We start from the raw sequence: 9,639 nt of genomic DNA on the forward strand, positions 1-9,639 counted from the left end.
AGGCAGGTTAGGCTTACCTAAGCATGAAGTCCGCTTCCAGGCAATGTTAAGGGTAGGCTCACCTTACTTGGAGGTACGTTCATGATCCGTCGAACGACTCGTGGCATCGTCGCGCTCGCGCTCGCCCTGACCATGGCCACAGGACTCAGCGCATGCGACACCGCAGGAACCGCGCACGGCGACGTCGCCGGCTCGACGCCCCCACTGGCCGAGGTGACGCCGCTCGCCGACCCGCTGTCGTGGGAGGGGCCGTCGACCGCGGTCGCGGCCGCCGCGCCGATCGTGCCGGTCACCGACGGTGCGCAGGTGCTGCCCGCGACGGTCACCGACTCGCAGGGCACCGGAGTCACCGTGACCGACACCTCGCGCATCCTCACCCTCGACATCTACGGATCGCTCTCGCGGATCGTCTTCGAGCTGGGCCTCGGCGACCAGGTCGTCGCGCGCGACATCTCGACGGGATTCCCCGAGGCGGCGCACCTGCCCGTGGTCACCGAGAACGGTCACGACCTCAACGCCGAGGCGATCCTCGACGCGGCCCCCACGGTGATCCTCACCGACACGAGCCTCGGCCCGTGGGACACCATCCTGCAGATGAGGGATGCCGGCATCCCGGTCGTCGTGGTCGACTCGCACCGGTCGCTCGAATCGGTCGGATCGCTCATCGAGCAGGTCGGAGCGGCTCTCGGCGTACCCGAGCGGGCGGCGGCGCTCGCCGCGCGCAGCACCGCCGCGGTCGACGCCAAGATCGCGCAGATCGCCGCCGTCGCGCCGAGTGACCCCGCTCAGAAGCTCCGCATGATGTTCCTCTACGTCCGGGGGCAGTCGGGCGTCTACTACCTGTTCGGCGAGGAGTCCGGAGCGGACAGCCTGATCGAGGCCCTCGGGGGCATCGACGTCGCCGGTGAGATCGGCTGGAAGGGCATGCGCCCGATCACCGACGAGGCCCTCGTCGATGCGAACCCCGACCTGCTGATCATGATGACGAAGGGCCTCGAATCGGTGGGCGGCGTCGACGGTCTCACCGAGCACCTCCCCGCGGTCGCCCAGACGGATGCCGGTCGCCACCGACGCATCGTCGACATGTCCGACACCACGGTGCTGAGCTTCGGGCCCGCCGCCGCCGACGTGCTCGACGCGCTCGCCGTCGCCGTCTACGCGCCTGAGGCGACGGGATGACGGCGGTCGCGGCCGCACCCGTCGCCGCACCGAGAGCACGGATCGGCGCGCGTGTCCCGGCGGTCTTCGGCTCGCTCTCCGTGGCCCTCGTGGTGCTCGTCGTCGTGTCGGCCGGAAGCGGGCAGCTCTCGATCCCGCCCGATCAGGTCGTCGGCGCCTTCGCGCGCGCCTGGAACGAGGCGGTGCGCGGGATCGGACTCGGCGTGCTGTCGGTCGGGCCGGGCGCGGTCATGGAGCACGTCAACGGCGAGGCCACGCTGTGGCTGATCCGGATGCCGCGTCTGCTCATGGCGGTGCTGGTGGGGGCGACGCTCGCCACCGCCGGTGTCGTCATGCAGGGCGTGTTCCGCAACCCGCTGGCCGAGCCCGGGGTCATCGGCATCTCGTCGGGTGCGGCGGTCGGGGCCTCGGCATCCATCGTCTTCGGGCTCACGTTCCTCGGCCCGCTCACCCTGCCCGCCCTCGCGTTCGCCGGAGGGCTGGCCGCGACCGTGATCGTCTACGCCTCGGCGCGTGCCGACGGACGCACCGAGGTCGTCACGCTCGTGCTCACCGGTATCGCGGTCAACGCGATCGGTGGTGCCGCGATCGCGCTGTTCACCTACCTCGGGTCGACGCAGCAGCGCGAGCAGATCGTGTTCTGGCAGCTCGGCTCGCTCAACGGCACTCGGTGGGACGACCTTGCCGTCGTCGCCCCGCTCGCCATCGTCGGCATCGTCGCGTGCCTGTTCTTCGCCGGGAGCCTCGACCTCCTCGCGCTCGGCGAGCGGCAGGCCGAGCACCTCGGCGTGCGCGTGGAGCGGCTGCGCGTGATCGCGATCGTCGTGATCGCCCTGCTCACGTGCGCCGCGGTCGCCTTCTGCGGGATCATCGGCTTCGTCGGTCTCGTCGTGCCCCACCTCATGCGCATGGTGCTCGGGCCCGGTCACCGCCTGCTCCTGCCCGCGAGTGCCCTCGGCGGCGCGGTGCTGCTGCTCGCCGCCGACCTCGTCGCGCGCACCGCGGTACCCGGGTCGGAGCTGCCGATCGGCATGCTCACCGCCCTCATCGGCGGGCCGTTCTTCTTCTGGCTCTTGCGCCGAACGCGCCGCCGGTCGGGGGGATGGGGATGACGCCGGTGCTGCGTGCGCGCGGGATCTCGGCCGACGTCGGCGGTCGACGTGTGCTCGACGACGTCGACCTCGACCTCGCCGCGGGAGAGATGGTCGTGCTCGTCGGTCCGAACGGCGCGGGCAAGTCGACGCTGCTGTCCGTGCTCGCGGGAGACCGCACCCCCGCGACGGGATCCGTCGAGCTCGACGGGGCTGTGCTGGACTCGTGGCCCGTCGCCGAGCGTGCGCGCCGCCGGTCGGTCCTGACCCAGAGCAATGAGGTGTCGTTCCCCTTCGTCGTCCGCGACGTCGTGCGGATGGGGCGGGCGCCGTGGCGCCGGCACCCTGCCGCCGCGCGCGACGACGACGCGGTGGATGAGGCGCTGGCCGCCGGTGAGGTGGAGGCCTTCGCCGACCGGGCCGTCACGGGGCTCTCGGGCGGGGAACGCGCCCGCGCGGCGTTCGCCCGCTCGTACGCGCAGGAGTGCGCGATCGCGCTGCTCGACGAACCCACCGCGAGCCTCGACATCCGCCACCAGCATCGCGTGCTCTCCCGCACCCGCGACCGCGTGAACGCCGGGGGCGCGGCCATCGTCGTCCTGCACGATCTGGGGCTCGCCGCCGCCTACGCCGACCGCGTCGTCCTGCTCGAGAACGGGCGGCTGGTCGCGGTCGGGCCCCCGCGCGACGTGCTCGATCCCGAGCTGCTCACGCGGGTGTATCGGCATCCGATCGACGTCGTCGACGGGCCCCGCGGAACACTGCTCGTCGTCGCCGACGCTTCGCCCCTGGCATCCCCCATCCCCGGAGAACACGTATGAACCCTCTGACTCGTCGTCTCGCTGCTCTCTCGACCGCCCTGACCCTGACCGTTGCGGGCGTCGTCGTCGCCGGAGCCCCCGCGTGGGCCGCCGGGACCGTGACGGTCGCCGGCCCCGAGGGCGCGGCATCCGCGAGCCCCGATTACGCCACCGACGTGACCGTCTCGGGCTCGGGGTTCCAGTCGATCCCGAACGGCTTCGGCGGCATCTACGTGCTGTTCGGGTGGGTCGACGACCCGAGCGGCGGGTCGTGGCGCCCGAGCGCCGGGGGAGTGGTCGGGGCGGACTACCGGTACGTGCCCGACGCGGAATCGGCCGACAACAACGGGTACCAGCGCTTCCTGGCGTTCCCGGGCAGCCAGACCGAGAGCTCCGCGAACGGCACGTTGGGCGCCGACGGATCGTGGTCGGTGTCGATGGTGATTCCCGGGGCGGTGTTCGAGAGCCAGGACCGCGACGGCAACGTGACCGAGGTCGATTGCCGACGCGTCACCTGCGGCATCATCACCATCGGCGCGCACGGGGTGAAGAACGCGAACAACGAGACGTTCACGCCGGTGTCGTTCGCAGCCGCCTCCGGGGTCGAGGCCCCTGCCGCCGCGAGCGCGCCGGCCGCCGCGGGTGCCGTGCGCGTCGGCGTCGAGTCGGCCGCGGTCACGGCGGGAACGTCGATCGTCTTCACCGGCCAGGGCTTCACCCCGGGCGAACAGGTCGTCGCCTCGCTCGACGGCGGGCTCACGGCCGTGGGTCCACTCACCGCCGGGGCGCAGGGCGAGGTCGCCGCGGCTCTGCCGGTGCCGCGCGAGATCCGCGACGGCACGCATCTCGTCACCCTGCGCGGGGCAGGATCGGGGGCGGTGGCCGAGACGGAGGTCGCCGTCAGCGGCGGGACCGCGGTGGCATCCGTCTCCGACGCGCCGACCGCGCCGACGTGGGTGATCGTGCTGCTCCTGGCGTGCATCGCGCTGTCGGTCGCGTTGATCATCACGAGCATCGTCACCGCGATCGTGCGCGCGCGGACACGGCGTCGTGCGAAGCGGAAGCGCGCGGCTGCCGCGACGGTGCGGACGGATGCCGCGGCGGCGGGCACCCCGGCCACGCCGGGCGGCGCGTCTTCCGGTGCCGCATCACCTCCCGCCGCGCCGGCACCGTCCGTTGCCGCTCATCCCGTCGCCGCTTCACCCGGCACCGCTTCAGCCGTCGCCGCGCCGGCACCGGCCGTTGCCGCTCATCCCGTCGCCGCGTCAGCCGGCACCGACCCCGCGCCGTCCGCTGCCGCGAACGACACGGGGCCGGTGGGTCAGCCCGTCGCTTCTCCGGACGCGCCGACCGAGCTGCTGCCCACGGGAACGCCGCGATGAGGGCGCACACGGTCCTGCGGGTCGCTCTCGCGGCCGCCCTGCTGCTGGGGTTCGGCGCGGCCCCGGCGGCTGCGGCGGGTCCCGACGACGTCATCGTGACGGTGCCCGGGCCCGGGGGCGACCCCGGGGGCGGAGACGGCACCATCGTCGATGCGCAACTGCGGTGGGGCCTCAACGCCGAATCTGGGGGTGGAGCCTTCGCGGGGGGATGCAACTTCCTCAGCGCCGGTGTCGCCGGCGACGCGGGGGGCGCCCGGGTCTGGGGCGAGAACGACGGCCTCTACCGCGCCGAGGATGGCCGGGTGCGCATCGAGAAGCCGACGGCGGGGGGCCAGTGGGCGACCGCCTCCTGGGCCACCAGATGCCAGGATCCGACGGGCGCGGCGGTGTCGGTCGCCTCGACCGCGAGCACCAGCGGAAACCAGGTCGTCATCGACGGCGGCACGGGCACGCGCCGCGACGGCACGCTCGACATCCGGTGGTCGGGCTCGTTCACGATCGTGTTCTACGGAGGCATGACCTACTGGAGCGTGACGGACCCACGACTCACCCTCGACGCGGCGGGCAACGGCCAGCTCACGGCGAGCGCGAGTGGCTACGGCACCTCGATGGACGACATGACGAAATGGAGCCCGATCGCTGCGCAGACCATCGTGCTGGCTGACATCCGCGCGGCCGATCTCTCGAGCACCGGGGGCTTCACGGTCACCCCGCAGTACCTCGGAGTCCTGAGCGTGGGGGCGGGGCAGGTCGCACGCTCAGGGACGAACGAGGCGTACTGGGGGTCCTTCCCGCAGTCCTTCGTCGACTTCCACCGCCTGACGGGACAACAGGGGTACTGGCTCACGACGGGCGGGGTCCGGGATGCCGCGAAGCCGGCGTCGCCCCTCACGGTGAGCTACTCCTCGGCAGCGCCGGTCGCCGTGCCGCCGTCGGCCGGGACGGGAGGTACTCCTGCGGACGCACCGAACAACCCGCTGCGGCGCGCGCCGGGGACGATCGCCGCCGCCGCGCCGCTGCAGCAGTTTCTCCCGGTCGCGGCGGCGCTGACGACACAGCCGCAGGCGGCCGGGCTGGTCCCCGAGTCGCGACGGGGCCTCTCGCCTCTGGTGGGGCCCCTGCTCGGCTCCGCCGCCGCGCTCGGGCTGGCGATCGTCGCGGTGCTCAGCATGATGCGGGCGTTCCCGTGGCAGCGAAGGGCGGATCTGCCCTGAGGGCGGGGTGTGCCGTTATGCGGAGTTCGGGGTAGACACGCCGTGGGAGGTGCCGCCGTGGCGGCGTGTCGCCCGGTGACTCCGCGTGACGGGTCGGGGATGTGCTCGGCGGGGGTGTGCCGTTATGCGGAGTCGGGGAGGACACGCCGCTCAGGGCGCGACGGGAGCGGCGTGTCGCCGGGGAACTCCGCGTGACGGTACGGCCGGGCGCGGGTCGGTGTCGTTTCGCGGTGGGTTGTACCGTCACGCGGAGTCGGGGGCCGACACGCCGATGACGGCACGCCCCGCACGGCGTGTCGCCGGAGAACTCCGCGTGACGGTACCGCGCCCCGCCCCGCCCCGCGCGCGGACCTCGACCCGGACAGACCGAAACCGACCGTGCGGCCCCTGATGTCGGTGGCCGCGCCTAGGGTGAGGCCATGGAATTCGGCATCTTCGTCCCCCAGGGCTGGCGCTTCGACCTCGTCGGCATCGATCCGAGTGAGCACTGGCGCGTCATGAACGCGCTCGCTCAGAGCGCCGACGACGGCCCGTGGAAATCGCTGTGGGTCTACGACCACTTCCACACGACGCCCGTCCCCAGCGCCGAGGCGACTCACGAGGCATGGACCCTCATGGCCGCTTTCGCCGCCGCCACCGACCGCATCCGCCTGGGCCAGATGTGCACGTGCATGGGGTACCGCAACCCCGCGTACCTCGCCAAGGTCGCGGCGACGGTCGACGCCATCTCGGGCGGTCGCGCCGAGATGGGCATCGGCGGCGGCTGGTACGAGCATGAGTGGAAGGCCTACGGCTACGGCTTCCCGCCCATCGGCGAGCGCCTCGGGCGCCTGCGCGAGGGGGTCGAGATCATGCACCAGGCCTGGACGACGGGCGAAGCGACCCTGTCGGGCAAGTACTACGAGGTCGACGGCGCGATCGTGCAGCCGAAGCCGCTCCAGGAGGGCGGCATCCCGCTCTGGATCGCGGGCGGCGGCGAGAAGGTGACCCTGAAGATCGCGGCGAAGTACGCGTCGTACACGAACTTCGGCGGCTCGATCGAGGAGTTCGAGCACAAGACCGCGGTGCTGCGCGGTCACTGCGAAGCGCTCGGTCGCGACGTGAGCGACATCACGCAGTCCACCAACTTCAACACGATCGTGGCCGAGACCGAGTCCGAGGCCGAGGATCGTCTCGCCGCGGTCGTGGCCCGTCTCCGCCCCCACGTCGGTGACGAGCGGGCGGATGCCATCGAAGCCGACTACCGCGCCTCCGACGGCTTCGGCACGCCCGAGCGAATCGTTGAGCGGCTACGCGAGCGTGCCGCCCACGGCCTCGGCTACGCGATCCACTACTTCCCCGAGGCGGCCTACGACACCTCCGGCATCTCGCTGTTCGAGCGCGAGGTGATTCCGGCGCTCTGACCCCGGCGCGTGAGGGGTCGGCCTCCGTTGCTCCCGGGCAACAAAAGCTGCTCCCTCACGCGACGGTAATCACACGAGCGGTGCCACGTCGGCGTACGCGTCGGTCTCGACGAACGGGACGGATGCCGCGCCGTCGAACACCCGCGCCCGTCGTGCCGTGGCATCCCACGCGGGCCAGCCAGGATCGCCGTCGCGCGCGAATGCAACGGCCGCCCCGTGCAGCTGCGCGGCGAGGCTTCGCGGAGGCGCATCCCCGGCGATCGCGCTGACCCCGTCCGCGTCGAGGTGATCGAACCAGAACGGCACGTCGAGGCAGTGGCACGCGCCGCCCAACACGGGCGACGGCCACGCGAAGCGGTAGACCCAGGTGAGCGCGACACCCCGCGCCCGCGCGACCCGCGACACCGTCGCGCGGATCACCCGGTCGGTCGCGTACCCACCGAGGATTGCCGCCGTTCCCTGTCGCCGCGTGCGCGCGAGGTACGCACGGCGACGCGAACGCCCGAGACCCAGCACCGCCAACGCGAGCGACACCGGCACGAACCGCAGCAGGCCGCGGTAGCGAGCGGTGAGCATCGTGAACTCGTCGTCGGTCGAGCCGATCACGAGCGGCACGCCCGTCTCCTCGGCGAGCACGTCGAGCGGATGCCGCGGCAGAACGTCTCCGTCGATCACCGGTCCGAGCGGCAACCCGTCGTCGAGGAGCGCCGTCAGCGAGGCGATCGCGCGTCCGCGCGGAGGCTTTCCCGCGGCTTTCTGCAGCTCGACCAGTCGTTCCTCCGTCACGCCGGCGAACCCGTCACGGTCGGCCGACACCCCCGCGAGTTCCGCCACGCGCGCGGCGAAGCGTCGAGCGGTGTCGGCGGGCACCGCCCCGATCGCGGGCGAGATCGCCATCGCGCCGTGGAAGAGACCGGATGCCGCGGGGCTCGCCATCAGCGCGAGCACCGACCCGCCGCCCGCCGACTGCCCTGCGACGGTGACGCGCGCCGGGTCGCCGCCGAAGGCGCCGATCTCGTCGCGCACCCAGTCGAGGGCGGCGATCTGATCCCGAAGCCCGCGGTTCGAGGGTGCGCCGTCGATGAGCCCGAACCCGTCGAAGCCGATCCGGTACGAGATCACGACCACGACGACGCCGTCGCGTGCGAACGCGTCGCCGTCGTACCACCGGCTCGCGGGCGACCCCGAGGTGTAGCCCCCGCCGTGGATCCACACGAGCACCGGGAGGGTGGCATCCGGATCCCGATCGGCGGGGGCGAAGACGTTGACGTTCAGCGTGGCGTCGCCGGGCATGCTCGGCTCGGGGATGAGGGTGATGCCGGCGTCACCCCGTTGTGCCGTCGGCCCGTACGCGGTCGCGTCGCGCTCCCCGTCCCAGGGGGCGACGGGCGTCGGCGCGTCGAAGCGCAGGGCCCCCACGGGCGCCTGCGCGAACGGGATGCCGAGGAACACCGCCGTCCCGCCCCGTCGGAACCCTCGCACGGTTCCCTTCGAGGTGACGGCGAGCACGGTGGCATCCATTCCCCCATCCTGCCCGGTCGGGCTCACGCGCGAGCGGTGTCCCACCAGCGCAGGACCCGCAGCGCGAAGAACGTCAGCCAACGGGAGGGCTCGCCGGCCGGGACGTCGACGGCGAACCACTCCGCCCCCTCGAGCGGGGAGGCCTGATGCCACGTGCCGTCGGTGTTGCGCGAGGCGCGCACCCGGTCGATCGCTTCGGCCAAGCGCGGGTCGGGCTCGGTGCCGTCGCGTTCGGACGCGGCGCGGAAGTGGTCGAGGGCGCGGAGCGCGCTGTAGCGAAAACGGAACGGATAGCCCAGGTGATGCGCCCACGCGTGCCGCTCTCCGGTCGACAGCCGGTACAGCAGCTTCCGCTCGAGCAGGTACTCCTCCCCGCCTTTCCGGGCCGCGTGCAGTTCGGGGGTGCCGCCGGTGCGCCACTCGTCGTCGAGGATCGCGATCACGGAGTTCAGGGTGGAGTGGAACGACGACTTCGTCGACCCGTCCACCCACTCGCAGTTCCAGCCGCCGTCACCGAGCTGATGCTCGACGAACCAGTTCCGGATGCCGCTGACATCCGCCCCCAACCACGCTCCGCTCGCGAGGGTGAAGGCGTTGATGCACGCGTCGACCTCTCCGCCCCAGAAGGGCAGGTCGTCGTACTCCCAGCGGACGTTGCGGTCGATGAGCCCGACGGTGTCGGGGCGGAGGGTCTCGGCATCCACTCCCCATTCGCGCAGGCTCATCAGCGACCACGAGGTCGCGGTCCACGGCTGCGGATCACCCCACTCGAAGCCGGCGGGGAAGTGCGCGCCGCCGGCCCAGAGCCCGTCCTCGCCCTGAGCGGCGAGGAGTCGCGCACCGAAACCCTCGTGCGGCACCCTTGCCCGCGTCGCTCGCCACTGCTCCTCGGGCGCGCCGAGCAGGTCGCGTTCGACCTTCCAGCGCAGCGCCGGGTCGCTGTCGGCCAGCCAGGCGAGGACGTCGTCGTCGGTCATCCGGGCAGGTTACGCCCGTAGCCGCGGTGCGTACAGGTTCTGGGTGGGCTGAGTGCGCGGGGTCGGGCGGGG

The 9,639-nt window shown here is 72.5% G+C and carries 8 protein-coding genes; 6 read left to right on the top strand and 2 right to left on the bottom strand.

Features of this window, described 5'->3' with window-relative positions; translation table 11 throughout:
- Positions 1–81 precede the first annotated feature (81 nt).
- The 6 genes from NS283_RS15005 (at position 82) to NS283_RS15030 (ending at position 7,069) form a co-directional block, all read left to right on the top strand.
- Positions 82–1,179 (top strand): heme/hemin ABC transporter substrate-binding protein, encoded by a 1,098-nt coding sequence (locus NS283_RS15005; RefSeq protein WP_058597662.1) that lies wholly within the window; start codon positions 82–84, stop codon positions 1,177–1,179.
- Positions 1,176–2,291: a FecCD family ABC transporter permease gene (locus NS283_RS15010; protein WP_058597663.1), complete on the top strand. Its 1,116-nt coding sequence runs from the start codon at positions 1,176–1,178 to the stop codon at positions 2,289–2,291. Before NS283_RS15005 ends, NS283_RS15010 begins: the two co-directional genes overlap by 4 nt.
- Positions 2,288–3,091 carry a heme ABC transporter ATP-binding protein gene (locus NS283_RS15015; RefSeq protein ID WP_058597664.1) on the top strand — a complete coding sequence of 268 codons (804 nt, stop codon included), beginning with the start codon at positions 2,288–2,290 and terminating at the stop codon, positions 3,089–3,091. The genes NS283_RS15010 and NS283_RS15015 overlap by 4 nt, the downstream gene beginning before the upstream one ends.
- The gene (locus NS283_RS15020; protein ID WP_058597665.1) at positions 3,088–4,452 is read left to right on the top strand and encodes a hypothetical protein; all 1,365 of its coding nucleotides are present in this window, start codon (positions 3,088–3,090) and stop codon (positions 4,450–4,452) included. Before NS283_RS15015 ends, NS283_RS15020 begins: the two co-directional genes overlap by 4 nt.
- A complete protein-coding gene (locus NS283_RS18980) occupies positions 4,449–5,666 on the top strand; it encodes a hypothetical protein (protein ID WP_058597666.1) in 1,218 nt (405 codons plus the stop codon). The genes NS283_RS15020 and NS283_RS18980 overlap by 4 nt, the downstream gene beginning before the upstream one ends.
- A gap of 419 nt (positions 5,667–6,085) precedes the next feature.
- Complete coding sequence (locus NS283_RS15030; protein WP_058597667.1) at positions 6,086–7,069, top strand: LLM class F420-dependent oxidoreductase; 984 nt, start codon at positions 6,086–6,088, stop codon at positions 7,067–7,069.
- Positions 7,070–7,138: 69 nt separating this feature from the next.
- On the opposite strand, the gene NS283_RS15035 is transcribed toward NS283_RS15030, so the two are convergent.
- Together NS283_RS15035 and NS283_RS15040 are read right to left on the bottom strand one after the other, a co-directional pair.
- Entirely contained in the window at positions 7,139–8,590 is a 1,452-nt protein-coding gene (locus NS283_RS15035; RefSeq protein WP_058597668.1) for a carboxylesterase/lipase family protein, read from the bottom strand.
- A gap of 23 nt (positions 8,591–8,613) precedes the next feature.
- The gene (locus tag NS283_RS15040) at positions 8,614–9,567 is read right to left on the bottom strand and encodes a hypothetical protein (RefSeq protein WP_058597669.1); all 954 of its coding nucleotides are present in this window, start codon (positions 9,565–9,567) and stop codon (positions 8,614–8,616) included.
- Positions 9,568–9,639: the final 72 nt, after the last annotated feature.

Source organism: Microbacterium testaceum (genome assembly GCF_001476285.1).
In the GTDB taxonomy this organism is placed as follows: domain Bacteria; phylum Actinomycetota; class Actinomycetes; order Actinomycetales; family Microbacteriaceae; genus Microbacterium; species Microbacterium testaceum_B.

Bases quoted from the DNA above. Each gene is read 5' to 3' on its own strand.
- NS283_RS18980 (WP_058597666.1), top strand. From the start codon at position 4,449: ATGAGGGCGCACACGGTCCTGCGGGTCGCTCTCGCGGCCGCCCTGCTG.
- NS283_RS15030 (WP_058597667.1), top strand. From the start codon at position 6,086: ATGGAATTCGGCATCTTCGTCCCCCAGGGCTGGCGCTTCGACCTCGTC.
- NS283_RS15020 (WP_058597665.1), top strand. From the start codon at position 3,088: ATGAACCCTCTGACTCGTCGTCTCGCTGCTCTCTCGACCGCCCTGACC.
- NS283_RS15010 (WP_058597663.1), top strand. From the start codon at position 1,176: ATGACGGCGGTCGCGGCCGCACCCGTCGCCGCACCGAGAGCACGGATC.
- NS283_RS15005 (WP_058597662.1), top strand. From the start codon at position 82: ATGATCCGTCGAACGACTCGTGGCATCGTCGCGCTCGCGCTCGCCCTG.
- NS283_RS15035 (WP_058597668.1), bottom strand. From the start codon at position 8,590: ATGGATGCCACCGTGCTCGCCGTCACCTCGAAGGGAACCGTGCGAGGG.
- NS283_RS15040 (WP_058597669.1), bottom strand. From the start codon at position 9,567: ATGACCGACGACGACGTCCTCGCCTGGCTGGCCGACAGCGACCCGGCG.
- NS283_RS15015 (WP_058597664.1), top strand. From the start codon at position 2,288: ATGACGCCGGTGCTGCGTGCGCGCGGGATCTCGGCCGACGTCGGCGGT.